We start from the raw sequence: 25209 nt of genomic DNA on the forward strand, positions 1-25209 counted from the left end.
GGTGGACCGCGCGTCGAAGGGGGTGACGGTCGCGGGCGTACGCTGACCGCCCGTGGGCGTCCGTGACGTGCTGTACTCGCTGTACGAACGCAAGCTCCGCCTCGAGCTGGGCAGAGGGTCGGCAGAACGACCGCGGCACGTCGCCCTGATGCTCGACGGCAACCGCCGATGGGCGCGCGGCGAGGGATACGCCGACGTCAACGACGGCCACCGTGCCGGTGCCGCCAAGATCGCCGATCTGCTGGAGTGGTGCGAAGAGGCCGGCGTCGAGGTCGTGACGCTCTGGCTGCTCTCGACCGACAACCTCAACCGCCCGGCGGAGGAGCTCGAACCGCTCCTCGAGATCATCACCGGCGTCGTTGACGACCTGACCGGGCCGGCCACCCGCTGGCGCCTGCGGATCGTGGGAGCGCTCGAGCTGCTGCCGTCGGAGATGGCGCACCAGCTCTCCGCCGCGGCGGCCCGCACCGTCGGACGTACGGGGCTCGAGCTGAACATCGCCGTCGGCTACGGCGGACGCCAGGAGATCGCCGACGCTGTGCGCAAGCTCCTGCTCCAGCACGCCGAGTCGGGCACCTCCATCGAGGAGCTCGCCGAGGTGCTCGACGTCGACCACATCGCGGCCCACCTGTACACGTCGGGCCAGCCGGATCCCGACCTGGTGATCCGCACCTCCGGCGAGCAACGGCTCTCGGGCTTCCTGATGTGGCAGTCCGTGCACTCGGAGTTCTACTTCTGCGAGGCCTACTGGCCCGCCTTCCGGCGGGTGGACTTCCTGCGTGCCTTGCGTGACTACGCAGCACGCCACCGTCGTTTCGGTTCCTGATCCGGCAGCCATCCCCATCGCGAGAACGGTCGGCGCGTTGTAGTTCCGCACAAGGCGAATGCCCTTCCGACCGGTGACGGACCCTTGGCAAGTCCGTCACCGAGTCAGAAGGGCATTCACGTGGTGCGACCCGATGTCGCCGGTCTATCTCCAGCCGGCGTCAGGCCTCGATCAGCCGCCGAGGGGGGCCGTCACAGGGGCCGACTGGTTGAAGGAGTCGGTGACGGTGGAGTCGTCGTCCTGGCGGTTGTCCTCGAAGGTGAGGTTGTTGCAGCTCCCGACCGGGGCCCCCGCCTGAACCGGCGCCGTGACCGGGGCGAATCCCTGGGTCAGCGCGTTCGTCGCCACACCGAGGATCGCGAGGACGGTCCCGGTGCCGTCGTTCGTGTTGGCGGTCTCCGCGGTGTTGTCGTAGGCACAGTCGGCTCCGTCGTACTCGGAGTCGATGTCGAAGAACCCAACCGTCGAGCTCGTCGAGCTGTCGCCCCCGCGGGGACCGTTGTCCGAGTCGCCCCTGTCCGCCGCGAAAGCCAGCGGAGCCACGGCGAGCAGACCGGCGGTGGCCGCAGCCACGACAATTCCAGCCTTCTTCAGCACAGTTCATCTCCTGTTGATTCATCGGAGCCGACCAGGGGTCGATCCTCATCAGAGTCAGCGGCATGACTGGGGGAGCCCTCGCTGACCAAGGAAAATGTAGCAATTTGGGCGTGGTTGGAACAAATCTCGTACTTCGATCGTGTGATGCGATCACTCTGTGTTTGGTTACGCCTTCTTTGGGACACGTTTCCGCGGCGGTTTATCGAGCGGAGAGCGGCATTGATTCACGGTGTGTCACCAAGATTCACTCGCCAGAGCCCGTATCCTTTTTCGCAGCGCGCGCAGGATGACTGCGCCCGCGGGGCCACACCCGTCGGGGAGACGTTGCGGGTCGGTCTGAGCGGCGCAGATGTTCCGGCGTGCCGGCCTGGCCGATCGGCCATCGAAAAGCAGTCGGGCCCCAGTGTCGTTGCAGATGGCGGCGTGCAAGAAGCGGGCCCGGACCGACACGGTCCGGGCCCGCTTCTGCGGCTCGAGATCAGGCGAGGATCACCCGTTGAGCGAGTCCTGAATAGAGCTGTCGTTGTCCGTGCGGTTGTCCTCGAAGGTGATGTTGTTGCAGCTTGCGATCGGGGCGATGGCCTGAATCGGCGCGGTGACCGGGGCGACCACCTGAGACAGGACGTTCGTCGCCGCACCGAGCAGTGCGAAGGAGTTCGAGGTGCCCGCATTGTCGTTGGCGACCGCCGCGTCGTTACCCATGTAGCACGCGGCCCCGTCGTACTCGGAGTCGACGTCGACGACCCGGACCGACGCGTTGTCGTTCCCGCGGTCCGAGCCGCGGTCGGAATCTCCCTTGTCTCCCGCGAAGGCCAGTGGGGCCACGGCGAGCAGACCAGCAGTGGCCGTAGCCACGACAATTCCAGCCTTCTTCAGCACAGTTCATCTCCTGTTGAGTCATCGGAGCCGACCGGAGCCGATCCCATTCAGAGCCAGCGGTGTGATGGGGGGAGCCCTCGCTGACCGCCGAAAATGTAGCGGCCTGGGCGGGGTGGAACAAATTCCTGACACGATCGTGTGAGTCAATTACCCTGCGTTTTGGATACGCCTTCTTTCAGGGGTGTTCCGCGGTCGCCGGCTCTGTGGACCGACTGTTCCGCTGCACGATGTGTGATCGCTCATCACCCGCATGGGCGCGTATCCTTTTGCCTGCACACGCAGCGTGTTCGTCCCCCAGGGCATGCCGCGGCAAATGAGTCCCAGAGTTCGTGCTACCCGTGCCGTCGCGAGGCGCTCGGGCGGTGGTTCGCGGCCGGCCGAGCGCTGGGGTGCTGAGTCGGGCCGATGGCATCCGGCTGATGATCGTGGTGCGCCCGATCGATCTGGCCGGCCGGCGCCGTGTCGGCCGCACGGCTGCCCCGTCCTGTCACGAGCGGTCTTCTCGTAGGGCAAGCGTCAGGCATGAAAGGGGCCCGGACCGACACGGTCCGGGCCCCTTCAGCGAGTTACCTTCAGGCGAGGGTCACTCGTTGAACGATCCCTCGACGGCGGTGTCGTTGTCCGTGCGGTTGTCCTCGAAGGTGAGGTTGTTGCAGGCCCCGACCGGGGCCAGCGTCTCAACCGGCGCAAAGGCCGGGGTGAACGTCTGAGTCAGGGCGCCCGTCGCCGCGCCGAGCAGCGCGAGGACGTTCGAGGTGCCAGCGTTCTGGTTGGCGGCCTCCGCGTAGTTCCCGTAGTCACACGTGGCGCCGTCGTACTCGGAGTCGATGCCGACGTATCCGACCGACTCGCTGGAGCTCCCGCGGTCACCGCGGTCGTTGGAGTCTCCCCTGTCCGCCGCGAAGGCCAAGGGGGCCACGGCGAGCAGACCGGCTGTGGCGGCAGCCACGACGATTCCAGCCTTCTTCAGCACAGTTCATCTCCTGTTGTGTCATCGGAGCCGACCGGAGCCGATCCCATTCAGAATCAGCGACATGACGGGGAGCCATCGCCGATCGAGCGGAAAACTAGCGGCTGCACCAGGACCGCAACAATTTCGTTACGACTATCGTGTGAATCGGTGACGTTGAGTTTCGTTACGCCTTCTTTCGGGGTGTAGCAGAAGTGCGTTTCCCGGCCGAAGTGGCGGTCCGGGCCACAATGTGTGATCAAAGATCGCCTGAAATGTCCGTATCCTTCGAGCGTCGGAAGCGTTTGCTATGTGGTCGGCCGCGCCGCTGGGCGCCCCGGGACGCTGTTGTAGCCATCGATTGCTCGCGCTGCGCCGACCGACCACGGCCGGCGCGAACCGAGAGGATCGCCGGCTGCTGGACAGGGCGCCAGTCCTGGACCCGCAGGGCCCGGTCCCGGCGCACCGGTGGCCCCGGATGCATCCACGTCGTCGTCCTGGCCTTCGGCGGGAGCGCAGGCCGAACCGGGCGCGCCCCGACGGCTCGTGTCTCGGAGAGGCGAAGGGTCAACTCGGCATGCGCTCGGGCGCCTGGAGTGCGCAGCCCTCGCGGATCCCGCCGCGCCAGGCGGCCGAACGATCAGGCCCCTCGTCCACTAGGCACGGCCCCGCTCATCCGGTCCCGGCAACCTCCGGGCCTGTGATCCCCACTCGGCGGGTGAGGTCTGCGCCAGTTGCTCCATTCGGCTGGCCCGGCCCTGGGCCGGCGTCGCGCGGCTCGACCAGCCATCTAGCACGGGAACTTCGCCAATCGGATTAAAGTGCCTAAGATCACGACAGGCGGTGGTCCCCCATCGGTAAACGGTAGGCCGTTACGGGAGATCTTGCCGTTAGCGGACGACTCGACACGGTCTTGCTGTTGACCGGACCGGGGTGACCGCCGGTAGCGTTCTCATCAGCGGGCCGTACCCCATGCGGACCGCTCGGGAGGCCCTGGTCGTGGTGTCACTTGCACCCGAGGGGGCCGGCACCCGGCCCTCGCGGGCGTGGACGGCGGCGAACGTCAGGCCGCCGGAAATGCCCGGGCCAGGGCCGGCCGGCCCACCGGTGACGTGGGCGCGGTGCCGCGCCCACCAGGGAGCAATCGTCGGCCGCTCATCCCGAGTCGCCTCAGACGACTCGGGGTTCGGCTGCGACGAGCGCTAGCGAGGAGCCTTCGTGACAGACCGTCGTACTGCCCCCGCTTCGCACACCACCCGCTGCTACGTCCTTGACACCTCTGTGCTGCTCGCCGACCCGTGGTCGATGACCCGGTTCGATGAGCACGAGGTGGTGCTGCCACTCGTGGTCATCTCCGAACTGGAGGGGAAAAGGCACCACCCAGAGCTCGGATGGTTCGCCCGCACGGCACTGCGCATGCTCGACGAGCTGCGTATCGAGCACGGCCGTCTGGACGCACCGGTGCCGATCGGCGCCGGAGGGGGCACGCTGCACGTCGAGCTGAACCACACCGACCCGGAGGTGTTGCCGGCCGGATTCCGCACCGACTCGAACGACAGCCGCATCCTCGCCTGCGCGCTGAACCTGGCCGCTGAGCGCAAGCTCGAAGGCCGGGGAGAGGTGGTGCTGGTCAGCAAGGACATGCCGCTGCGGGTGAAGGCCGCTGCCGTCGGGCTCCAGGCCGACGAGTACCACGCCCTCGACGTGGTGCCGTCCGGGTGGACCGGCATGACGGACCTCGACGTGACGTCTGCTGACGTGGATGCCCTGTTCCGGGATGGGGTCATCGACCACGACGTTGCTCGCGACCTGCCGTGCAACACCGGTCTGCGGCTCACGGGTGGCGGTTCGGCGGCGCTCGGCCGCGTCACAGCGGACAAGCGGGTGCGACTGATCCGCGGCGATCGCGAGGCGTTCGGGCTCCACGGACGCTCGGCCGAGCAGCGGGTCGCCCTGGACCTGCTCCTCGACCCCGAGGTCGGGATCGTCTCCCTGGGCGGCCGGGCCGGTACCGGAAAGTCGGCGCTTGCGCTCTGTGCCGGCCTGGAAGCCGTGATGGAGCGCCAGCAGCACCGCAAGGTGGTGGTCTTCCGTCCGCTCTACGCCGTGGGTGGGCAGGAGCTCGGCTACCTGCCGGGCAGCGAGAGCGAGAAGATGGCGCCCTGGGCGCAGGCCGTCTTCGACACGCTCGGTGCGCTGGTCAGCCAGAACGTGCTGGAGGAGGTCATCGCCCGCGGCATGTTGGAGGTGCTGCCGCTCACGCACATCCGCGGTCGCTCGCTGCACGACAGCTTCGTGATCGTCGACGAGGCGCAGTCGCTGGAGCGCAACGTGCTGCTCACGGTGTTGTCGCGGCTGGGCACGGCGTCCCGCGTGGTGCTGACCCACGACGTCGCGCAGCGCGACAACCTCCGTGTCGGGCGGCACGACGGCGTGGCGGCGGTGATCGAGAAGCTGAAGGGCCACCCGCTCTTCGCGCACGTGACGCTCACCCGCAGCGAGCGCAGCCCGATCGCCGCGCTCGTGACCGAGATGCTGGAGGGTCCGGCCGCCTGATGCGGTCCTGACGGAGAAGCGCCCTCCCGCCGTTGCCGGCGGTGGGAGGGCGCTGGTGTTCAGGGGACGAGAACGAGCTTGCCGCGCCCCGCTCGGGACTCGATGTGCCGATGGGCTTCTGCGGCGTCCTCGAGGGCGAACGTGCGGTCGAGCGAGGGCGTGAGCATCCCGTCGACCGCCAGCGCGAGCGCCCGGCTGCGTCCGGTCGTCACACGCTCCATCCAGCCTGTGCCGGCGCAACCCGTCAGGGTCAGCCCGCGGGTCATCAGGTCGATCGGCGCGATGTCCGGTAGGCCCGCGAGCAACCCGTAGAGCAGGATCCGGCCGGTGCCGGGTGTCATCGCGTCGAGGTAGCGCGCTGTCGTCGCGCCCCCGATCGAGGTGAAGGCCAGGTCGACCGTCCCGCCCGCTGCCTCGGCGACCTGGTCGGGCCAGTCCGGATCGGTGTGGTCGAGCACGACGTCCGCGCCCGCCTTCAGTGCGAGGTCGCGTTTGGCGGCGCCGCCCGCGGTCGCGACGATCCGCCGCACGCCGTGTGCCCGCATGAGCTGGGTGACGTATCCGCCGATGAGCCCGCTCGCGACCTCCACGAGCACGGTCTCCTCGTGCTGGCCCTGCCCCACCACACACAGTGCCAGTGCCACTGATCCCTGCACTGCGAATGCGACAGCGTCGGCGCTGCTCAGCGCCTCGGGGATCGTCGTGATCGCCGAGGCCGGCACGGCGACCCGCTCGGCGTACATGCCGCCGTGAGAGGTGTCGAGGGCGACGACGCGCTGCCCGATCAGTCCGGGGTCGGTGCCCTCGCCCACCGCCATGACCGTGCCCGCCGCCTCGAAGCCGAAGACCGCGGGGAGTGGCACGATCATCGGTAGGACTCCCGCACGCATGGCTGTCTCGTGGTAGCTGACTCCGGCGGCCTCGACGCGGAGGAGCACCTGGCCGGCCCCCGGGACGGGCTCGGGGACGTCTTCCAGCCTCAGGACCTCAGGCCCTCCGTGCTCGTGCATGACAATGGCGCGCATCTGTTCCCCTGCTCGTGGACTAACTGGACCGGCGGTCAAGATCGAGCGTACTGGACCCGCGGTCCACTTTTCTAGGAGGTCCTACGTGCGCGAACGTGCCGATGCTGCCCGGAACCGGCGCCTGATCCTCGCGGCGGCCGAGGAGCTGCTCGCCGTCCACCGTCCGGATCAGGTCTCGGTGGAGCAGGTCGCCGCCGCCGCCGGCGTCGGGAAGGGCACTGTCTTCCACCGGTTCGGCAGCCGCAGGGGGCTGATGCTCGCGCTCGCCGAGCAGCGGGCGTTCGCGATGCACGAGGCGGTGCTCTCCGGGCCACCGCCGCTCGGGCCGGGCGCCCCGACCCGCGAGCGGCTACTGGCCTTCCTCGACGCGCTCGTCGAGCTGGTCTCGCGCAACATCGGTCTGATGGCGGCGCTCGACCACGCGACCGTCACGCACCGGACGGAGGATGAGCAGGACGGTCCGCATCCACTGCACGTCTTCTGGCACGGGCACATCGCCGGGCTGTTCGCGGAGTCTCGCCCCGACCTCGACTCCGAGCTGCTCGCCCACATCCTGCTGGGCGGGCTGCGCAGCGATGTCGTGGTGCAGCTCGTGACGTCGGGCGAGACCGCACGCCTTGCCGCGGCGCTGCGCACCACGGCAACAGCGCTGCTGGACGCCCCGGCCGACGGCGCGTGACCCTCGGAGCGGCTACGGGTGCCTCAGCCGCCGCCCGTCACAACCCGTGCGGTGTGCCTTCGATGAAGCCCGCCATCGTCTGCACGCCCACCACCGCTCGCTCGTGGAAGTCGTCGAGAGTGCGGGCGCCCGCATAGGTGCACGCCGAGCGGACGCCGGAGCAGATGCCGTCGAGAACGTCCTCCACGCCGGGACGGACCGGGTCGAGGAGCTGCTTCGAGCTCGAGATGCCCTCTTCGAACAGGGCCTTGCGGGCCCGCTCGAAGCTGCCCTCGTCGCGGGTGCGAGCGCCGACCGCGCGCTTGGACGCCATCCCGAACGACTCCTTGTAGGGCTGCCCGTTCTCGTCGCGCAGCAGGTCGCCCGGTGACTCGTAGGTGCCCGCCAGCCAGGAGCCGATCATCACAGCGGACGCGCCGGCGGCGAGGGCGAGGGCGACGTCACGAGGATGGCGCACTCCGCCGTCGGCCCACACCCGTACGCCGTGGTCGCGCCCGGCCTCGGCGCATTCGAGCACCGCGGAGAACTGCGGCCGCCCGACGCCCGTCATCATCCGCGTGGTGCACATCGCACCCGGGCCGACGCCGACCTTGATGATGTCGGCGCCCGCCTCCGCGAGGTCGCGCACGCCCGCAGCCGTGACGACGTTGCCCGCCGCGATCGGGACCGCCGACCCGGCGCCTGCGACGACCTTCCGGACGGCCCGCAGAGCGTCGAGCATCTTGTCCTGGTGGCCGTGGGCGGTGTCGACGACGACCACGTCCACCCCCGCCTCCAGCAGCGCCTCCGTCTTGATGGCGACGTCACCGTTGATGCCGACCGCCGCCGCGGTGCGCAGCCGCCCCCGCGCGTCGAGCGTGGGGGAGTAGATCGCCGCGCGCAGCGCCCCGAGCCCGGTCAGCAAGCCGGCGAGGCGGCCGTCGGCGTCGAGGCCGAGGGCCACCCGCCGCGTGCCGAGGGCGTCGAACACATCACGGGGCGCAGTGTCGAGCGGCAGCGTCAGCGGCGAGGCGTCCAGCACGTCTCCGAGCCGCGTGAAGCGGTCGACCCCGGTGCACGCGGCCTCGTCGACCGTGCCGACCGGACGCCCGTCCTCGTCGACCACGACGATCGCGCCGTGAGCCCGCTTGGACAGCAGGTTGAGCGCGTCGGCCACGGCGTCGGCGGGCGTGAGCACGAGCGGCGTGTCCCAGACCGGGTGCCGGGCCTTGATCCAGGCGACGATCTCGGCGACCGCGTCGGACGCCACGTCCTGCGGCAGCACGGTGAGTGCGCCCCGGCGGGCGAGCGTCTCGGCCATCCGCCTGCCGGCGACAGACGTCATGTTGGCCGCGATGACCGGAACCGTGGCGCCCGAGCGGTCGGCGGTGGTGAGGTCGACGTCGAACCGCGACGCCACGGATGACCTGCCAGGAACGAGGAACACGTCGTCGTAGGTCAGGTCGTGGTGGGGCTCTTTGCCCTCGAGGAATCGCACGAAACGGCAAGGCTACGCGTGTACGGCGCATTGCGCTTCCCGTCGTGCGCCGTATCGACCGCTGCGGTGCCGTCGCCGCATGTCACAGTGGTGGCGACGGCGCCTGATCTCAGCGCTTGCGGCCCATCGCAGCGGCGAAGAGCGTGTGCACCGCGCTGTCGACGGGCGTCTCGTCGTCAGGGTGCCAGTCGTTGGCGTAGACCAGGCCGGGCTCGACCAGATCGAGCCCCTCGTTGAACCGGCGTAGCTCTGCCCAGGTGCGGAAGCGACCCGTGCCGAGTCCGCCCTCGAGGAACGCCCTCTCGAGCTCCTTGGCTCGCGGCTCGTCGTCGTCGACGAAGTTGGCGAGCAGCAGGTAGGCGCCGGGATCCAGGCGCGCCTTGAGCGCCTCCGCCGTGACCAGGGCGTCCTCGTCGTGCAGGTGATGCAGGATGCTCACGGCCAGCACCGCGTACGGCTTGTCGTAGTCGATGAAATCCCGGGTGGTGGGGTTGTCGAAGATGGCGTCAGGGTCACGGATGTCGGCGGTGATCACGGTGGTGCGCTCCTCGTCGGCGAGCAGCGCGCGGCCGTGCGCGAGCACGATCGGGTCCTTGTCGACGTAGACCACGTGGACGCTGGGGTCGACGCGATGGGCGATCTCGTGCACGTTGCCCACGGTGGGCAGCCCCGAGCCGATGTCGATGATCTGGCGGATGCCGACATCGGCGACGAGGTGGGTCACCGTGCGGCGGATGAGATCCCGGCCGGACCTCGCGAGATCGCCTGTCTCGGGGACTGCGGCGTAGAGCGCGTCGGAAGCGCGTCGGTCGACCTCGAAGTGGTCCTTGCCGCCGAGGATGAAGTCGTATGCGCGGGCGACGGAGGGAATGTTCAGGTCGATCTCCGGGGGTGGCACCGTGCCGTCCAGCCCGCGGTTCTCGGTACCGGATGCCCGGTCGTACTTCATGCTTCTCCTCCGGCTGACAGATCGAGCCGGCGCCCAGCCCCGGCGCCGAAGCGGATGCCCGCTCGATGCCGATCATGCACTGCCGACATACCTCGGCGCACGCGCTGGAGCGGATATGTTCAGTAGAACGTCGCCGCCGCCGAGCGTCAGTCGCGCAGGAGCGCGCGCACCGTGTCGATCGTGTCGGCCTCCGCGGGTGTCTTGTCCGGGCGGTAACGCAGCACCCTGGCGAACCGCAGCGCCACACCACCCGGATAGCGAGGGCTGCGCTGGGCGCCGTCGAGCTCGATCTCGACGACGAGCTCGGGCCTCAGCAGCACCACGTGGGCGGACTGCTCCCGGGCGAGGTCCGGGAACGTGCTGGTCTGCCAGGCCAGCAGCTCGTCGGTCATGCCCTTGAACGTCTTGCCGACCATGATCGGTTCGCCGCCATCGGGATCACGGGCACCCAGGTGGATGTTCGAGAGCTGGTTGGAGCGACGGCCATGGCCCCACTCCGCACCGAGCACGACGAGGTCGAGCGTGTGGACCGGCTTGACCTTCTGCCACGCCCGGCCGCGGCGCCCGGCGGCGTAGGGCGCGTCGAGCGACTTGACCATCACACCTTCGTGGCCTGCCGCTATGGCCTGGTCGAGGAGCGCGGCGGCCTCCTCCCCGGTGGGGGCGATCACACCGGGCATGCGGTGGCTGCCGACGGCGGTGTCGAGGGCGTCGAGCCGCTGCGCGAGCGGTGCGTCGAGCAGGTCGGTGCCGTCGAGGTGCAGGCAGTCGAAGAAGAACGGTTGGAGCAGCTGTTCGCCCGCAGCCGCACCGAACCGGCTCATCGTCTCCTGGAACGGGCGGGGGCGGCCGTCGTCGCGCAACGCGAGGGTCTCCCCGTCGAGCACGACCGAACGGCACGGCAGCGATCGCACCAGCTCGACGAGCTCCGGGACGCTGGAGGTGATCTCGCGCAGCGTACGAGTCCAGACCCGTACGTCGTCGCCCTCGCGGTGCACCTGGATGCGAGCGCCGTCGAGCTTGTACTCGACGCTCGCTCGCGGGCCGATCTCGGCGAGTGCGGCATCGAGAGTGTCGGCGGGCGAGGCGAGCATGGGCCGCACCGGCCGCCCGACCTGCAGCGCGACGGCGTCGAGACCCGCGACACCTTCGGTGAGCGCCAGCCGCGCGGTGGCGGGGAGCTGACCGGAGAGCATGAACGCTCGACGGACCGCGGCGGCGGGCACCTCGGCCGCCGCGGCAATGGCCTCCAGCATCACGCCCTCCAGGGCGCCCTGGCGCAGCTCGCCGGTGAGCAGCCGGCGCAGGAACGACTGCTCGTCGGCGGTGGCGGCGCCGAACAGCTCGGCGAGCAGCGCGGCTCGGCGGGCCGTGGAGCCGGCGCCGGTGGTGGCTGCCAGCGCGTCGAGGGTGGCGTCGACTCCGGCGACCTCCAGCCGAGGCTCGGCCGCGGGCGCTGCATCGATCGCGACGAGGGTGCGCCAGCCGGTGCCGAGACGGTTCTGCCGTGGCTCACCCGCCAGCCATGCCGTGGCCGGCTCGACCTCGTGGCCCTCGGCCCGGCGCAGGAGGGCGGCGAGGGTGGCCGCCTTCGCGGTGCGGGAGCGCGTGGCCCCCACCTCCGCTGATGCGGCGACGACGTCGGCGAGCAACACGTGGCCCATCCTGACAGCGCACACCGACATTCCGTGCAGGTTGCGCCCGCTACGAGGACGGCCTGAGCTGGGTGGAGCGGACGAGCTCGTGCCTGATGTGGTCGACGTCGTCGAGCGGCGCATCCCTCGCGGCGATCCCGACGACCAGCCGGAAGATCTCGTCGTCGGTCGCCACCACGTCATAGCCGTTGATCCACAAGAAGGTGGCGGTGGCAAGCCACCCCAACCGCTTGTTCCCGTCGACCAAGCCGTGATTGCTCACCAGCGACTGGAGCAGCGCGGCCGCCTTGCCGTGCAGGCTCGGATAGGCGTCCTTCCCGAAGACGGTCGCCTGAGGGCGTGCCAGCACGGACTCCAGCAGCCCGTAGTCACTCACCTCGGGTCTTCCCGGGACAGCGTGCCGCGCGATCTGCATCAGCGACTCGAGCGTGAGGAATTCCGTCACGCCTTGCCGAGCCGGTCGAGCAGCTCCTCGTAGCGCGGCGTGAGAACTTCGAGCGCGCCGTGGACCCGGGAGAGGTGCGCATGGCGGGCTATGTACTCCCGCACGGCTTCGCGGGCGACGTCCTGCATGGAGCGGTGCTCGATCTCGGCCTGCATGCGCAGGGCCTCGGACTCGTCCTCCGTGAGCCGAAGTGTCATGGCCATGGACGGATGATACCACTATGATACCGACGAGCAGAACGCTCTGCGGGTACGCCGAAATTGAGCGGGCATGGGTTCGGAAGCGTCGGTCCTCGTTCCGCTCCGCGCAACCCACCGGACCGCGCGCCAGCATCACCGGCTCGGACGCTCGGCCCATGCCGGAAGTCCAGGCGACCCCTGATCAGAATGTCCTTCCTCCGCCCACCTCGACTCCCTGCGAGCAGGGAGGTCACCCGCCGCGATGAACCGCACCCTCCGCCGTGCGTTGCCGGCCGTGGCCGCTGTGCTCCTCGCACTCCTGGCCGGCTGTGGCGCGAGCGCCTCCACCGCCCAGAGTGGAGCGGGAGGTTCCGACCCGGACACCCTCGTGTTCTCCGCGGTCCCCGGTGAGCAGACGACGCGGATCCAGCAGCGGTACGCGCCCGTCCTCGACATGCTCTCGAAGGTCACCGGGAAGAAGATCGAGTTCCACCAGGCCACGAACTACGCCGCCGTGATCGAGGCGCAGCTCGCCGGGCAGGTCCAAATCGCCGAGTACGGCCCGCTGTCGTACGTGCTCGCCAAGGAGCAGGGCGCCGACATCACGGCTGTCGGCGCCTCGATCGACCACAAGGGCGAGGCGCCCGGCTACCACTCCTACGGGATCACGAAGGCGGGTTCCCCGATCACGTCGATCAAGGACTACGCCGGGAAGAAGGTCTGTTACGTCGACCCGGACTCCACGTCCGGCTTCCTCTACCCGTCCGCGGAGCTGCTACGGAACGGGATCAACCCGATGACGGGTGTGCAGCCGATCTTCGCCGGCGGCCACGACGCGTCCGCGCTCGAGGTGCTGTCCGGACGGTGCGACGCCGGGTTCGCCGACGACTCGATGGTCGACACGGTCCTACCGCAGTCGGGTCAGCTCAAGCCCGGGCAGCTGACCATCCTCTGGCGCTCCGACATCATCCCGGGCTCGCCGGTGGCGATCAGCAACTCGCTCTCACCTCAGCTCAAGACCGAGCTGACCGACGCCTTCCAGAACAAGGCGAACATCGACTACCTGAAGGCCAACGGCTTCTGCGGGCAGGACTGCGCGTTCGGGGCCAGCGGCACCTGGGGGTACGCGCCGGTGAACGACGCGTTCTACAACCCGATCCGCCAGGTCTGCGCGATCACCAAGAACAAGAACTGCACAACCGGATCCTGACCCCGGACGGCCGCCGCCACCCGGATGCAGATCGGGTGGCGGCGGCCGCGTGGGTCAGGGGGCGAGCGTCACCGTGGTCGGCTCACCGACGCCGGGGAGGCCCGGTCGGCTCGTGACGTCGACGATCAGCTCGCCGACCTCACTGGTGACCACCAGCCGCGTGACCGCACCGAGGAACGTGCTCGTCAGCACGGTGCCCGGGAAACCGTCGGGATCTCCGACGGCGAGCCCTTCCGGCCGCACCTGACGCGTCGGCGCACCGGGCCGGATCAGCGCCCGGTCGCCGTCCTCGACGGGGACGTGGTTGGTGACCCCGACGAACTCGGCGACGAACTCCGTGGCCGGCCGGGTGTACACCTCCTGCGGGGTGTCCACCTGCTCGAGCCTGCCCTTGTTGAGCACCGCCACCCGGTCGGCCACGGCCAGGGCCTCTGCCTGGTCGTGGGTGACGAACAGCGTGGTGATGCCCTCCGCGAGCTGCACGCGGCGGATCTCGTCGCGCAACTGCACGCGCACCCGCGCGTCGAGCGCCGAGAGCGGCTCGTCGAGCAGCAGCACCGACGGGGAGACCGCGAGCGCACGGGCCAGCGCAACGCGCTGCTGCTGGCCACCGGACATCTCGTGCGGATACGAGCCGCCCCGGTCACCCAGCCCGACGACCTCGAGCAGCTCGGCAGCGCGCCGAGCCCGCTCCGCCGCGCCCACGCGCCGCATGCGCAACCCGAACCCGACGTTCTCGGCGGCCGTCATCGTGGGGAAGAGGCTGTAGGCCTGGAACACCATGCCGGTGTCGCGCTTCGACGCCGGCATGCCGGTGACGTCCTTGCCGCCGATCAGCACCTGACCGGACGTCGGGGTGTCGAAGCCGGCCAGCAGCCGCAGCGCGGTGGTCTTCCCGCACCCCGACGGGCCCAGCAGGGCGAGCAGCTCGCCGGGCTTCAACGCCAGGTCGAGCCCGTCGAGGGCGTGGGTGGTGCCGTAGCTGCGCCGCAGGGCGCGGAACTCCACGGCGGTGCCGCGATCCGTCGCCGTCGGAGCAGTGATGACGTCGGTCATGCGGAGGTCCTCCTCGAACGGGTGCGGCCGCCACCGGCGAACGACACCGCCAGCAGCAGCAGCCACGTGAGCAGCAGGCTGGCCAGCGACAACGCCACCGAAACGCCTGCGGCGCTGCGCCCCACCTCGACGACAGCGATGGGGAAGGTGTCGGTGTAGAGCAGGATGCGGGCGATGACGATCTCGCCGAGCACGAGCGCCAGCGTCAGGAACGCGGCGCCGAGCACGGCGGTGCGGATCGCCGGCAGGACCACGCGCACCAGCGCCGACGTCATCCCGGCGCCCAGGTTGCGAGCTGCCTCCACGAGCGTGCGCAGCGGGATCGCCGCGAGCCCGTTGTCGACCGCCCGGTAGGCGAACGGAAGTGCGAGCACCACGTAGAACGGGGTGAGCGCGGTGGTGGAGGAGGCGAACAGAGTGCGGAACACCGGGCCGCCGAGATTGGCCTGGACGAACGCGATGCCGGCCGCCATCACGACGGGCGGCACGACGATCGGCAGGATCGTGGCGCTCTCCAGCAGCCCTGCCACCGAGGGGAAGCGCAGCCGCACCCACACCGCTGTGGGTACGACGAGCACGAGCACGACCACCGCGGTGAGCACCGCGATCTGCAACGACGTGAACAGCGCGGTGAGCAGCACGTCGTCACTGGCGATCGCCAGGTAGTTGCCCACGCCGTAGCCACCGCCGGGAATCCGCAGGCTGAACTCGGCTGCGGACAGCAGCGGCACCAGGAAGTAGATCGCCGCGATCGTGAGGACGACGACGCGCCAGCGCCGCCGCCTCATCGCGCGCTCCAACGGGCGGCCCGGCGCTGCAGCAGCAGGTACCCGACCATCACGAGCGCGATCACGACCACCATGTCGACGCCGAGCGCGAGCCCGACGTTCTGCTGGTTGGCGAGCACGTTGCCCGAGAGGGCCGACGCGATCGCCGTGGGCAGCAACGGGATCGAGCCGCTGGTAAGGGCAAGCGCCGTGGCGTAGGCCGCGAAGGCGTTGCCGAACAGCACGAGCGTGGCACCGCCCAGCGCGGGCGCGAGCACCGGCAGCGCGACGTACCGCCAGTACGTCCACGCGGACGCGCCGAGGTTCTCCGCCGCCTCACGCCACTGCGGCAGCAGCCCCTCCAGGGCCGGGGTGATCAGGATGACCATCAGCGGCACCTGGAAGTAGACGTAGGTGAGGCCCAGACCGGTGAGAGAGTCGATCCGGAACCCACCCGCGTACAGGTCGATGCCGATGCCGCGGAGGAAGACGGTGGCGAGCCCCGTCTGGCCGAGTGCGGCGATGAAGGCGAAGGCGAGCGGCACGCCGCCGAAGTAGGCGAGCACACCGGACGCGGTGGCCACGATCCGGCGCAACGGGCTGTCGGGGCGCCCGGTGAGCACGGCCTGGGCGAGGAACGAGCCGAACACCGCGCCGATCACGGCCGTGACGGCCGAGATGAGCAGGCTCGACAGGAACGCCGCGCGGTACTGCGGCTCGCTCACCGACGCCACCAGGTTGGCCAGCGTGGGCCGCCCGTCCGCGTCGGCGAATGCGCCGTTGATGACGAAGAACAGTGGGCCGCCGAGGAACACCAGCATGTAGCCCAGGAACGGCACCAGCCCCAGCGCCGCGGCCCAGGACCGGGTGGCGCGCACCCGTTCCGGGGGCGCGGCGGGGGCCTCGAGCAGTGCTGTCATCACTGCTCCTTACGCGGTTGCACCGGACCAGCCCTCGGCGACAACCTTCTGAGCCGCGTCGGTCTGGGCCTGGGTCGGGAACTCCGGCTGGCCGCTCACCGGGGGAAGCGCCGCGGCGAGACCCTTGTCGACGGTGCCGGCCTGGGTCATCGCGTCGAGACGCACCGGGCGGGCCTTACCCGCCAGCCAGAGGTTCTGGCCCTCGTCGGAGTAGAGGAACTCCTGCCAGAGGCGCGCAGCGGCCGGGTGCGGGGCGTTCTTGTTGATCGCCTGCGTGTAGTACTGCGCGAACAGGCCGTCGGACGGCACGGCGACCTTCCACTCGAACGACGCCTTCACCTTGTCGGCCTGTGCGACGTTCAGGTAGTCCCAGTCGAGCACGATCGGCGTCTGGCCGCTCTCGATGGTGGCAGGAGTCGGGTCGACCTTGAGGAGGTTGCCGTTCTTCGCGAGCTTGCCCCAGAACTCGACGCCGGGGGCGATGTCGTCGAGCGACCCACCGTTGGCGAGCGCTCCCGCCCAGACGCCCGCGAACGCGGCGGCTGCCTGCGTGGGGTCGCCGTTGAGCGCCACCTTGCCCGCGTACTCCGGCTTGGCCAGGTCGGCGAAGGTGGTGGGGCACGTCGGCACCAGCTTCGCGTTGCAGCCGATGGACATGAAGCCGCCGTAGTCGTTGACCCAGGCGCCACCGGCGTCCTTGTTGCCGTCCGGGATCGAGTCCCACGTCTGCACCTGGTACGGCGCGAACAGGGGAGTGTTGCCGGTGGCGAAGGACTGCCCGAGGTCGAGCACGTCGGGGGCCCGGTCCTGCGTGCCGAGCTGCTGGACGGCGTTGATCTCGTCCTGGCTGCTTCCCTCGGGGTTCGCCGAGTTGACCTTGATGCCGTACTTGTCGCCGAAGGTCTTGATGATCGCGCCGTAGTTGGCCCAGTCGGGCGGCAGCGCGATGACGTTGAGCTGGCCCTCGGCCTTGGCGGCGGCGACGAGGGCGTCGAACCCTCCGCCTGCCTGCGCCGAGGCGGCAGTGGCCCAGCCGGTGCCGCCTGCGGCAGCCGGACTGTCCGAGCCACCTGAGCTCACGCATCCGGCCGCGCTCAATGCCAGCGCGGCGCCGATCGCGGCCACCAGTACGCGGCGTGCGGTCATGGGGAGCTCCTTTTCCCTGATCACCCGATGGGGACGCCGCAGCCTGCGCTGTTGACGTTTCCGGTTTGTGGAGATCATCCATCCGGGGCATGTATCAGCGGATACCGACGCATTGCGAGACCGTCACGGAAAGGTCGCGGCCTGCCGGCAGCGCTGCCACGAGGGCTGGGACGAAGAGCGGCTCAGGCGGCCGACGGGCTCCCCGCTGCTTCCTGCACGAGGTCGGTCACCCGCACGATGCCGATGCAGACGCGGTTGCCGTCGAGCAGCACCAGGTCGTCGTAGCTGCGACTGCGGTCACCGGAAAGGCAGAACTGGAGAGCGCCGCGGGCGTCCACGGTGGTCGGAATGGTGCGCGGCTGCTCGGCGAGCGCCATCGCAGGCCTGTTCGCGTACAGCGCGCGGCCGAACGGACCCGAGATCGCCAGCATGAAGCGGTTGCGGTCGAGAAAGCCGCTGGGGCGCCCGTTCGCGTCGAGCAGGACCACACTGCCGGCCTGCGGATGGTCGGCCAGCGCCTGGCGGACCTTCTCGGCGGTGGCCGTCTCGGGCAGGGCCACCGCGGCCTGTGCGAGGTCGGCCAGGGTGTGGCGGACCTGCTGGGGTTGCTGCTGTCCGACGGTGACGGGGGCGTGCTGCGACGGCTGCCGTGCCGCGTGGGCCTGCGGCATCAGCTCCACCGGCAGCAGGATCCCGCTCGTCGACGGGCGCCTGCGGGGTTCGGCGAGCAGCGGGCCCTGCGCCCAGGGCACGCCGTGGTCGCGCACCGCGGCGAGCTGGTCCGGGGTGCTGATGCCGGTGGCGCACACGCGTACGCCGACGGCGTGACAGACCTCGACCAGCGCCTGCACGACGGTGCGCGCCCGAGGCGTGTGCGGCAGCCGTGCCACCAGCCCGGGGTCGATCTTGACGAGATCGGGTTCGAGTTCGGCGACGAGGTCGAGCCCGAAGCCCCGGCTCACCGCGTCGAAGCCGATGCCGAAACCGTCGGCCCGCAGCTCCGCCACTCCCTCGGCGAGCGCGTCCGGCGGTGCCGCCGAGAGCGCCGGGTTGATCTCCAGCAGGATCGGCGGCGTGAACCCACTGGGCTCGCGCTTCTGCAGTGACGAGCGCACCTGGGTGACGCGGCGGCGGGCCGTCACCACCGTGTCCGCCAGTACGTCCACGTGCAGCGGCACCGTGGCGTCGTAGCCGGTGCCTGCCAGCACCGACGCGATCGCGATGCCGGAGTCGAACTCGGCGAGCTGCCGGGTGCCCCACACCGACTGGCGCGCGACGACCTGGACCTGGTCGCGCGCCTGGGCGCGACGCACCTCCATGCCAACGGGCCGGCCGTTCACGAGATTGAGCAGCGGCTCGAACGTGAACCTGCCGTGATCGCTCATCAGGCCCCCTTCCGCTGCGCGTGAGGGAACTCAATCACGTGGCGTAGCGCGAAGGGTGAACATCGGATGAATCATCACCGAGGGCTACAGGCTTCGAACCCTTCGGGTGATATTTCGCGCCCGATCGGTCAAGATGTCTTGCTTCCGCGCGCCATCGTCAGGACGTCCAGTGCGGCGTCGAGCTGGTCGGCCGTGAGCTTGCCTGCGTCAACGTGCCCGCGCTCGAGCACGACCTCGCGGATCGTCTTGCGCTCCTTCAGCGACTGCTTCGCGATCGACGCCGCCTCCTCGTAGCCGAGGTACCGGTTGAGCGGCGTGACCACGGATGGCGAGGACTCCGCGAACTCCCGCGCCCGCTCGACGTCCGCCTCGGCCCGGGCCACCACCTTGTCCGCCAGCAGGCGGGCCACGGCGGCGAGCAGCCGCGCGGACTCCAGCACGTTGCGTGCCATCACCGGCATCATGACGTTCAGCTCGAGGTTGCCCTGGCTGCCGGAGAACGCGACCGTGGCGTCGTTGCCGATCACCTGGGCGGCCACCATCATCGTGGCCTCACAGATCACCGGGTTGACCTTGCCCGGCATGATCGAGCTGCCCGGCTGCAGGTCCGGCAGGTGCAGCTCGGCGAGCCCGGTGCGGGGGCCCGAGCCGAGCCAGCGGATGTCGTTGGCGATCTTGAACAGAGAAACGGCCACGGTGCGGAGCGCTCCGGAGGCCTCCACCAGACCGTCGCGCGCGCCCTGGGCCTCGATGTGGTCGGGCGCCTCGGACAGCACCTCCAGCCCGGTGGCCGACCGGAGCTCCTCGACGACGGCCGCGCCGAACCCGTCCGGTGCGTTGAGGCCGGTGCCCACCGCGGTGCCGCCGATCGGGAGCTGCCCGAGCCTGGTGAGCGTGTCGTGCAGCCGGGCGGCCCCGTACTCGGCCTGCGTCGCCCAGCCGCCCGCCTCCTGGCCCAGCGTGATCGGCACGGCGTCCATCAGGTGGGTGCGCCCGGCCTTGACGACGTCGGCCCACTCGGCGGAACGCCTGCGCAAGGTGGCTGCCAGGTGCTCCAGCGCGGGGATCACGTCCGCGCCGATCGCCTCGGTGGCGGCGAGATGGATCGTGGTGGGGAACACGTCGTTCGACGACTGCGACGCGTTCACGTGATCGTTCGGGTGCACGTCGACGCCGGCACGGGCGGCGACGGAGGCGATCACCTCGTTCGCGTTCATGTTGGAGCTCGTGCCCGACCCGGTCTGGAACACGTCGACGGGGAAATGGGCGTCGTGCTTGCCGGCGGCCACCTCGTCAGCGGCCGCGGAGATCGCCTCGGCGAGCTCGGGAGAGAGCACCCCGATCCGGCCGTTGACGCGGGCAGCAGCGCCCTTGACCAGCCCCAGCGCGCGGATCTGAGCCCGCTCGAGACCTCGGCCGGAGATCGGGAAGTTCTCCACGGCACGTTGCGTCTGAGCCCGCCACAGGGCGTCGACGGGCACCCTCACCTCGCCCATCGTGTCGTGCTCGATGCGGAACCCGGCCTCGGCGTCGTCGCTCATGTGGCCCAGTGTTCTCGCCGGTCGGGCCGCGCGCATCGAGGAGTGCTCGACGGCACGGTGCGACCGTCCGCGGTGGGGCAGCTACGGGACGACCTGCACGACGTCGCCAGTCTGGAGCGTGTTGAAGAAGTTCTGGGCGGCGGGGCGGGAGAGGTGGACGCACCCGTGGGAGAGCTGCCGGAGGCTGCCCTGGTGGAAGGCGACCCCGCCGTTGAAGAACACCGAGTACGGCATCGGCGCGCTGTTGTACAGCGAGCTCTTGTGGTTCATGTCCTTGAACGACACCCGGAAGGTGCCGGGCGGGGTGAGGAAGCCCTTGCGTCCGTGGGTGATCGGCACCGGTCCGTACTGGACCTTGCCGCCCTGCAGCAGCCAGGCGCGGTTGGCGGACAGGTCGATGCATGCCCTGGCGCTCGACGAGCAGGGCGTGCCGGCCGCGGTCGGCGCCAGGTTGCCGCTGCCCGGGTCGGGTGCGTTCCCTCCCGGAGCGCCCGGCGGCGGTGCGTGCACAGGAGCGGGTACCGCCGGGCTGGGCGGGTTGATCGAGGCCTCGGCGGGAACCGCTCCGACCGCAGCGCTCCCCAGGAAAACTGCAGCGGCCGTGGCCCCGGCGAGACCGAGGAGCTTCAGTGCACGCATGGACGAACCCCAATCGACGACCCTCGGGCGGGTCGCTCAACCCCCGCTTCTGTAGCTATACGAAGCATTCCGTGTCGGCTTCGCGCGGATCAACCGTGATGGCGGTCCCACGCCCTGACGATTCCATTACGGAATGGTGCGTTTCGAAATTAGGCTACGGGAGTGGTGGGGCGGAGTGCTCCACTGCGGCCAGCTGCTCATCGGACAGATCGAAGTCCACTGAGGAGTACTCGCGCAGCTTGGTCAACCGGTGGTAGCCGTCGATCATCCGGACGGTACCCGACTTCGAACGCATGACGATGGACTGCGTTGTGCACCCGCCCGCCCGGTAGTGCACACCGCGCAACAGGTCGCCGTCGGTGATGCCGGTGGCGCAGAAGAACACGTTGTCGCCGCGGACGAGGTCGTCGGTGGTGAGCACCCGATCCAAGTCGTGACCTGCGTCGACGGCCTTGGCGCGCTCCTCGTCGTCCTTGGGCCAGAGCCTGCCCTGCATCGCGCCGCCCATGCACTTCATCGCCGCCGCGGTGATGATCCCCTCGGGCGTGCCGCCGATCCCGTAGAGCAGGTCGACACCCGTGTTGGGGCGGGCCGCCGAGATCGCTCCGGCCACGTCGCCGTCGGAGATGAAGTGGATGCGCGCGCCCGTGCGGCGGATCTCCTTCACCAGCGACTCGTGGCGCGGCCGGTCGAGTACGCACACCGTGACGTCCGTGATGTCGGTCTGCTTCGCCGCCGCCACCCTGCGGATGTTCTCCGCCACCGGCATCGTGATGTCGATGACATCGGCCGCCTCCGGCCCCACGGCGAGCTTCTCCATGTAGAAGACCGCGGACGGATCGAACATCGCTCCACGCTCGGCCACAGCGAGGACGGCCACCGAGTTGGGCATGCCCTTGGCCATCAGGGTGGTGCCGTCGATCGGGTCGACCGCCACGTCGCACCACGGGCCTTCGCCGTTGCCCACCTCCTCGCCGTTGTAGAGCATGGGCGCCTCGTCCTTCTCGCCCTCACCGATCACGACGACCCCGCGCATCGACACAGTGCCGATGAGCTGGCGCATGGCGTCGACGGCCGCGCCGTCACCGCCGTTCTTGTCGCCGCGCCCGACCCAGCGCCCGGCGGCCATCGCGCCGGCTTCCGTGACGCGTACGAGCTCCATGGCCAGGTTGCGGTCGGGCGCTTCGCGGCGCCGCTCGCGGGGGGTGCTGGCGTCCTCCGCCGAACTCATCTACGGCCTCCTTCTCCCCGTGGCTTCCCCCCGTGGCGAGCACGCGCGGTGCTCGCGGGGGGCCGTTCGGGGTTGCTTCTGATCCTGGCAGATCGGTCGCATCAACGGTTGTCCAACAGTCCGAAACCATTGCGGCTGAGACGATGCGCACGTGCTGGGAGGATGGGACGCGTGACCTCCCAGCCGGATCCGACGCCGCGGCCGTCCGCCCGCCCCGCCGCGGGTCCGCCGTCCAAGCCGCCGCGGTCGGCGATGACCATGCGGGACATGCTCGTGGCGCTGGGCGTTCTCGTGCTCATCGTGATCGGGTTCGGTGCCCTGTCCGGGTCGTGGTCGTTCGCGCCCACCGGGCCGTCCATCGACCCCGGCGCCGTCCCGGTCGTCGACGCGCCGGCCGAGCTGGGCAGGCTCGCGCCGCTCATGCCGTTCCCCGTCCGGGACCCTGCGGTGCCGGCGGGCTGGCGGATGAACTCGGTGGACCAGGACCCCGTCACCGGGGGTGGCCAGGCCGTCCGCTCCGGGTACGTCACGCAAGGCGGCCGCTACCTGCAGCTACTGCAGAGCGACGCTTCGGAGGCGGCATTGCTCACCACTGCGGCGGGGCAGGCGCCGGTCCCGGGACGCGGCCCCGTCGACGTCGACGGGCAGCAATGGGTCGTCTACGGCGGGCAGGGCAGCGCGGCGGCACGTGCCGAGCCCGTCTGGATCACGGAGGTCACCGCGCCGGGCGGCAACCCGGTGCGCATGCTGCTCACGGGCAGCGGCAACGAGGAGGAGTTCCGCGCCCTGGCCGCCGCGGCCGCCGGTGCGACCCCGCTCCCGCGCTGACCTGCGGCTGCGTCAGTCGGAAGCGGGTGGGTCCAGCACCTTCTGGACGCGTTCGCGCGCTCCGGCCAGCTGCTGCTCACAGCGCCGGGCGAGCGCCTCGCCGCGCTCCCACAACGCCACCGACTCGTCCAGGCCGAGACCGCCGGTCTCCAGCGTGCGCACCACCTCGGCGAGCTCGTCGCGGGCCTGCTCGTAGCCCAGCCCGTCGACGCCAGGCTGTTCGGTCATGTCGTGCTCGCCTTCCTCCTGCGTGGGCGGGCGCTCGGCGGCTTCGCCGTGCCACCGTCCACGGCCTCGATCTCAGCGCCCCCTGCGTGCGTGTCGTCCCCGACGGCGGCGGTGACCGCCCCGTCGGCCACCCGGATCCGCAGCCGGTCGCCGGGACCGACCTCGGTGACCGACCGCAGCACGGGCAGCACCGTCCCCGGATCGGCGCCGTCGGACAACCGCTGCACCACCGCGTAACCGCGCGCCAGCGTGGCGGCCGGCCCGAGTGTGGTCAACCGCGCCCGGACGTGCTCCAGATCGGCGCTCCTGCGGTCCAGGCCGCGCAGCAGGCATGCCCGGGCGGCCTCGCGCAGCCGCTCCACCTCGGCGGCACGCGCGTCGATGGCCTGCAGTGGGTCGGCCAGCACGGGTCGTCCGCGCAGGGCTGTGAGCAGCCGTTCCTCGCGATCCACCCATCCCGCCAGCGCGCGCCGCGCCCGGTCGCGCAGCCCCGCGATGCGGGTCGTCTCCTCCGCCAGGTCCGGCACGAGCCGCCGCCCGGCCTCGGTGGGCGTGGAGCAGCGGACGTCGGCGACGTGGTCGACGAGGGGGGTGTCGGGCTCGTGCCCGATCGCCGACACGACGGGCGTGCGGCAGGCCGCCACCGCGCGGCACAGCGTCTCGTCGGAGAACGGGAGCAGGTCCTCCACGCTGCCGCCGCCCCTGGCCAGCACGATGACGTCGACCTCGGGGTCGCGGTCCAGCGCACCGAGCGCGTCGACGATCTGCGGGACCGCCAGCGCGCCCTGCGTGGCCGTGTGCTCGATCCGGAACCGGACGGACGGCCAACGCGCCGTCGCGTTCGACACGACGTCGTGCTCCGCCGCCGACGCCCGGCCCGTGACGAGGCCGATGCAGCCGGGCAGGAACGGTGGTCGCCGCTTACGTGCAGGGTCGAAGAGGCCCTCGGCGGCGAGCAGCTTGCGCAACCGCTCGATCCGGGCGAGCAGCTCCCCGATGCCGACGGCGCGGATCTCGTCGACTCGCAGGTTGAGCGTGCCGCGGCCCAGGAAGAACGACGGCTTCCCGTGGACGACGACCCGGTTGCCCTCGGCCACCGCGGGCCCGCCGTCCCGGACGAGCCCGATCGGTGCCGTGAGCTGGAGCGACACGTCAGCGGCGGGATCGCGCAGCACCAGGAAGGCGGTGCCGGTGCCGGCACGTGCGGTGACCTGGGCGAGCTGGCCCTCCACCCACACCGCTCCGAGCCGGTCGACCCACTCGGCGATCTTCCTGGCGACCGTGCGGACCGGCCACGGCTGGTCGGCCGAGTTCGGGTGGGTCACCCCTCTTTGACCGTGGTGATCCGGTTGGAGAGCATCGTGACGAACGGCGGCCGGTTGTCGTGGGCCGTCTCCCAGTCCAGGAGCGCCTGCAGGTCCTCCACTGTGAGGTGGCGCAACCGGCCGCGCAGCTGCGGGATCGTCAGGTCCCGGTAGCCGGGCAGGACGTTCGGGCCCGTCGCGGTGTCGTCCGCCGGTGTGCGCTGCTCCGGCGCCGCGTGTGCCGCCGCGTCTGCGGTGGTCTCCGCTGCGACCTCGGAGGCCGTCTGCACGGGTGCCTCGGGCTGGGCCGGCTCGGCTGCGAGCGTGACGACGGCGTCGCGCACGGACCGGTGGTGCAGCTTGCTCACCGTGCTCGCGCCGTTGCGCTCCATCGGCTCCTCGTCGTCGAAGACGGCCCATGCCGGCCGCTCCTCGACGGGACGTAGCGTCCCCAGAGCGCGATCGCCCTTGATGGCCAGCTCGGTGACTTTCTGCTGCACGCGCATCGACGCCTGCAGGGCCTGGCTCACGGCGGTGACGGGGAACTCGACAACAAGGCGGGGCAGGTCACGGGCCTGTTCGACGGCTGTGGCGACAAGGCCGGCGGCAAGCCGCACCGGCAGCGGCAGCGGGCTCATGACCCCCAGTCTCCTCTGCCCGGCCGCAGGGAGCAGGCTGGGGGTTTCGGGCGGATGTGTGACGTCTGCGAGAACAAGAGGGGCCCGTAGGCTGGGGCCC

At 70.5% G+C, this 25209-nt stretch carries 25 protein-coding genes; 5 read left to right on the top strand and 20 right to left on the bottom strand.

Annotation, left to right across the window (positions count from 1 at the left end):
- Positions 1 to 70 precede the first annotated feature (70 nt).
- Positions 71 to 826, top strand: a complete 756-nt coding sequence (locus ACQPZQ_RS04735; protein ID WP_433299020.1) for an isoprenyl transferase — start codon at positions 71 to 73, stop codon at positions 824 to 826.
- Between the two features lie 171 nt (positions 827 to 997).
- Here ACQPZQ_RS04735 and ACQPZQ_RS04740 read toward each other — a convergent pair whose 3' ends face one another.
- From ACQPZQ_RS04740 to ACQPZQ_RS04750, 3 genes are all read right to left on the bottom strand, one after another.
- Entirely contained in the window at positions 998 to 1423 is a 426-nt protein-coding gene (locus tag ACQPZQ_RS04740; protein ID WP_433292401.1) for a hypothetical protein, read from the bottom strand.
- 489 nt (positions 1424 to 1912) lie between these two features.
- Positions 1913 to 2302: a hypothetical protein gene (locus ACQPZQ_RS04745; RefSeq protein ID WP_433292403.1), complete on the bottom strand. Its 390-nt coding sequence runs from the start codon at positions 2300 to 2302 to the stop codon at positions 1913 to 1915.
- Positions 2303 to 2885: 583 nt separating this feature from the next.
- Positions 2886 to 3275 (bottom strand): hypothetical protein, encoded by a 390-nt coding sequence (locus tag ACQPZQ_RS04750; RefSeq protein ID WP_433292405.1) that lies wholly within the window; start codon positions 3273 to 3275, stop codon positions 2886 to 2888.
- Positions 3276 to 4556: 1281 nt separating this feature from the next.
- On the opposite strand from ACQPZQ_RS04750, the gene ACQPZQ_RS04755 reads away from it, so the two are divergent.
- Complete coding sequence (locus ACQPZQ_RS04755) at positions 4557 to 5807, top strand: PhoH family protein (protein ID WP_433299022.1); 1251 nt, start codon at positions 4557 to 4559, stop codon at positions 5805 to 5807.
- A 59-nt stretch (positions 5808 to 5866) separates the two neighbouring features.
- On the opposite strand, the gene ACQPZQ_RS04760 is transcribed toward ACQPZQ_RS04755, so the two are convergent.
- Positions 5867 to 6832: a quinone oxidoreductase family protein gene (locus ACQPZQ_RS04760; protein ID WP_433292407.1), complete on the bottom strand. Its 966-nt coding sequence runs from the start codon at positions 6830 to 6832 to the stop codon at positions 5867 to 5869.
- An 85-nt stretch (positions 6833 to 6917) separates the two neighbouring features.
- On the opposite strand from ACQPZQ_RS04760, the gene ACQPZQ_RS04765 reads away from it, so the two are divergent.
- Positions 6918 to 7511: a TetR/AcrR family transcriptional regulator gene (locus ACQPZQ_RS04765; protein WP_433292409.1), complete on the top strand. Its 594-nt coding sequence runs from the start codon at positions 6918 to 6920 to the stop codon at positions 7509 to 7511.
- Positions 7512 to 7548: 37 nt separating this feature from the next.
- Here ACQPZQ_RS04765 and ACQPZQ_RS04770 read toward each other — a convergent pair whose 3' ends face one another.
- From ACQPZQ_RS04770 to ACQPZQ_RS04790, 5 genes are all read right to left on the bottom strand, one after another.
- Positions 7549 to 8988: a GuaB1 family IMP dehydrogenase-related protein gene (locus tag ACQPZQ_RS04770; protein WP_433292411.1), complete on the bottom strand. Its 1440-nt coding sequence runs from the start codon at positions 8986 to 8988 to the stop codon at positions 7549 to 7551.
- Positions 8989 to 9097: 109 nt separating this feature from the next.
- Positions 9098 to 9937 carry an SAM-dependent methyltransferase gene (locus ACQPZQ_RS04775; protein ID WP_433292413.1) on the bottom strand — a complete coding sequence of 280 codons (840 nt, stop codon included), beginning with the start codon at positions 9935 to 9937 and terminating at the stop codon, positions 9098 to 9100.
- A gap of 146 nt (positions 9938 to 10083) precedes the next feature.
- Positions 10084 to 11592, bottom strand: a complete 1509-nt coding sequence (locus ACQPZQ_RS04780; protein ID WP_433299024.1) for an ATP-dependent DNA ligase — start codon at positions 11590 to 11592, stop codon at positions 10084 to 10086.
- Between the two features lie 49 nt (positions 11593 to 11641).
- Positions 11642 to 12037, bottom strand: coding sequence for a type II toxin-antitoxin system death-on-curing family toxin (locus ACQPZQ_RS04785; protein ID WP_433292415.1), 396 nt, complete (start codon positions 12035 to 12037; stop codon positions 11642 to 11644).
- Positions 12034 to 12240 carry a ribbon-helix-helix protein, CopG family gene (locus ACQPZQ_RS04790; protein WP_433292417.1) on the bottom strand — a complete coding sequence of 69 codons (207 nt, stop codon included), beginning with the start codon at positions 12238 to 12240 and terminating at the stop codon, positions 12034 to 12036. The genes ACQPZQ_RS04785 and ACQPZQ_RS04790 overlap by 4 nt, the downstream gene beginning before the upstream one ends.
- A gap of 238 nt (positions 12241 to 12478) precedes the next feature.
- Here ACQPZQ_RS04790 and ACQPZQ_RS04795 point away from each other — a divergent pair, with 238 nt between their 5' ends.
- The gene (locus ACQPZQ_RS04795; RefSeq protein ID WP_433292419.1) at positions 12479 to 13426 is read left to right on the top strand and encodes a phosphate/phosphite/phosphonate ABC transporter substrate-binding protein; all 948 of its coding nucleotides are present in this window, start codon (positions 12479 to 12481) and stop codon (positions 13424 to 13426) included.
- Positions 13427 to 13480: 54 nt separating this feature from the next.
- On the opposite strand, the gene ACQPZQ_RS04800 is transcribed toward ACQPZQ_RS04795, so the two are convergent.
- The 8 genes from ACQPZQ_RS04800 to glpX all read right to left on the bottom strand — a co-directional run bounded on the left by ACQPZQ_RS04800 (position 13481) and on the right by glpX (position 22111).
- The gene (locus tag ACQPZQ_RS04800) at positions 13481 to 14482 is read right to left on the bottom strand and encodes an ABC transporter ATP-binding protein (RefSeq protein WP_433292421.1); all 1002 of its coding nucleotides are present in this window, start codon (positions 14480 to 14482) and stop codon (positions 13481 to 13483) included.
- Entirely contained in the window at positions 14479 to 15270 is a 792-nt protein-coding gene (locus ACQPZQ_RS04805) for an ABC transporter permease (RefSeq protein ID WP_433292423.1), read from the bottom strand. Before ACQPZQ_RS04805 ends, ACQPZQ_RS04800 begins: the two co-directional genes overlap by 4 nt.
- Positions 15267 to 16169: an ABC transporter permease gene (locus ACQPZQ_RS04810; protein ID WP_433292425.1), complete on the bottom strand. Its 903-nt coding sequence runs from the start codon at positions 16167 to 16169 to the stop codon at positions 15267 to 15269. The genes ACQPZQ_RS04805 and ACQPZQ_RS04810 overlap by 4 nt, the downstream gene beginning before the upstream one ends.
- Before the next feature lie 9 nt (positions 16170 to 16178).
- Positions 16179 to 17315, bottom strand: a complete 1137-nt coding sequence (locus tag ACQPZQ_RS04815; RefSeq protein ID WP_433292427.1) for an ABC transporter substrate-binding protein — start codon at positions 17313 to 17315, stop codon at positions 16179 to 16181.
- Between the two features lie 182 nt (positions 17316 to 17497).
- Positions 17498 to 18700: an EAL domain-containing protein gene (locus ACQPZQ_RS04820; RefSeq protein ID WP_433292429.1), complete on the bottom strand. Its 1203-nt coding sequence runs from the start codon at positions 18698 to 18700 to the stop codon at positions 17498 to 17500.
- Between the two features lie 128 nt (positions 18701 to 18828).
- Positions 18829 to 20241 carry a class II fumarate hydratase gene (locus ACQPZQ_RS04825; RefSeq protein WP_433292431.1) on the bottom strand — a complete coding sequence of 471 codons (1413 nt, stop codon included), beginning with the start codon at positions 20239 to 20241 and terminating at the stop codon, positions 18829 to 18831.
- Between the two features lie 81 nt (positions 20242 to 20322).
- Complete coding sequence (locus ACQPZQ_RS04830) at positions 20323 to 20880, bottom strand: L,D-transpeptidase (RefSeq protein ID WP_433292433.1); 558 nt, start codon at positions 20878 to 20880, stop codon at positions 20323 to 20325.
- 154 nt (positions 20881 to 21034) lie between these two features.
- The gene (gene glpX, locus ACQPZQ_RS04835; protein WP_241038759.1) at positions 21035 to 22111 is read right to left on the bottom strand and encodes a class II fructose-bisphosphatase; all 1077 of its coding nucleotides are present in this window, start codon (positions 22109 to 22111) and stop codon (positions 21035 to 21037) included.
- A 171-nt stretch (positions 22112 to 22282) separates the two neighbouring features.
- Between glpX and ACQPZQ_RS04840 the strand changes: the two genes are divergently transcribed.
- Positions 22283 to 22939 (top strand): DUF4245 domain-containing protein, encoded by a 657-nt coding sequence (locus ACQPZQ_RS04840; RefSeq protein WP_433292435.1) that lies wholly within the window; start codon positions 22283 to 22285, stop codon positions 22937 to 22939.
- Positions 22940 to 22951: 12 nt separating this feature from the next.
- On the opposite strand, the gene ACQPZQ_RS04845 is transcribed toward ACQPZQ_RS04840, so the two are convergent.
- From ACQPZQ_RS04845 to ACQPZQ_RS04855, 3 genes are read right to left on the bottom strand one after another with little or no spacing between them, the layout of a single operon-like run.
- Positions 22952 to 23167: an exodeoxyribonuclease VII small subunit gene (locus tag ACQPZQ_RS04845; RefSeq protein WP_241038761.1), complete on the bottom strand. Its 216-nt coding sequence runs from the start codon at positions 23165 to 23167 to the stop codon at positions 22952 to 22954.
- The gene (gene xseA, locus ACQPZQ_RS04850; protein WP_433292437.1) at positions 23164 to 24492 is read right to left on the bottom strand and encodes an exodeoxyribonuclease VII large subunit; all 1329 of its coding nucleotides are present in this window, start codon (positions 24490 to 24492) and stop codon (positions 23164 to 23166) included. Before xseA ends, ACQPZQ_RS04845 begins: the two co-directional genes overlap by 4 nt.
- Entirely contained in the window at positions 24489 to 25109 is a 621-nt protein-coding gene (locus ACQPZQ_RS04855; RefSeq protein ID WP_433292439.1) for a lipid droplet-associated protein, read from the bottom strand. Before ACQPZQ_RS04855 ends, xseA begins: the two co-directional genes overlap by 4 nt.
- Positions 25110 to 25209: the final 100 nt, after the last annotated feature.

Origin of the sequence: Pseudonocardia sp. CA-142604 (genome assembly GCF_050948475.1) — a bacterium.
GTDB lineage: Bacteria > Actinomycetota > Actinomycetes > Mycobacteriales > Pseudonocardiaceae > Pseudonocardia > Pseudonocardia alaniniphila.